Annotated in this window: 1 pseudogene; it reads right to left on the bottom strand. The window is 42.7% G+C overall.

The features are described 5' to 3' along the window. A pseudogene (locus tag BHE89_RS26460) lies at positions 1-395 on the bottom strand (RNA-guided endonuclease InsQ/TnpB family protein); the annotation flags it as partial. Positions 396-686 lie beyond the last annotated feature (291 nt).

The raw sequence follows: 686 nt of genomic DNA, 5'->3' as shown, positions 1-686 counted from the left end.
GTGTCGGATATTGATTGCCGCATTGATATCTCGGTCATGTTCAACTCCACATTTAGGGCATTGCCAGATACGCTTATGTAGTGGCATTTCTGACATTTTATGACCGCAGCAATGACAGGTTTTCGAACTGGCAAACCATTGATCCAGTTTTACCAGATGGACGCCTTTTTCTGCGGCTTTATATTCCAGCTTTGTGATAAAACCATGCCAGCCTGCATCACCGATAGCGCGAGCCAGACAGTGGTTTTTTCATCATATTCGCCGATTTCAGTGTCTCTACAATTACCGCTTGGTTTTTGTCAACAATTGCACGAGAGAGTTTTGTGTTGAAAATCAGCACGAGCATTGGCTACCCGTTCGTGTACACCTGCAAGCTGTATTCGGGCTTTACGCCTTATATCCCCGTCCGCACTGGGCGAGGGTTTACGGCGTTTTTCGCTAAAGGAACAAGCTAAGAAACCATGACCCAAGAGCCAATCATGGAGAAAAGCAAAGACAAGATGACGATGTCGCTTCGCTCCGTTATAATTGGTACCACATTGGGGCATTAGGTATTATTTTATGTTTTTTTAGTTATTACATAACCCATGCTAGTTAACTTATCAACATACAATCCGTTGATGCTGAACCCTTGAATTATTGAATACCCCAATCTAACAAGCCATAAAACTAAAATTAAAAACTGC

The organism is Shigella sp. FC1967, assembly GCF_001743005.1.
Taxonomy (GTDB): Bacteria; Pseudomonadota; Gammaproteobacteria; order Enterobacterales; family Enterobacteriaceae; genus Proteus.
The sequence above is the reverse complement of the archived record's forward strand: the minus strand, read 5'-3'. Positions and strand labels throughout refer to the sequence as shown.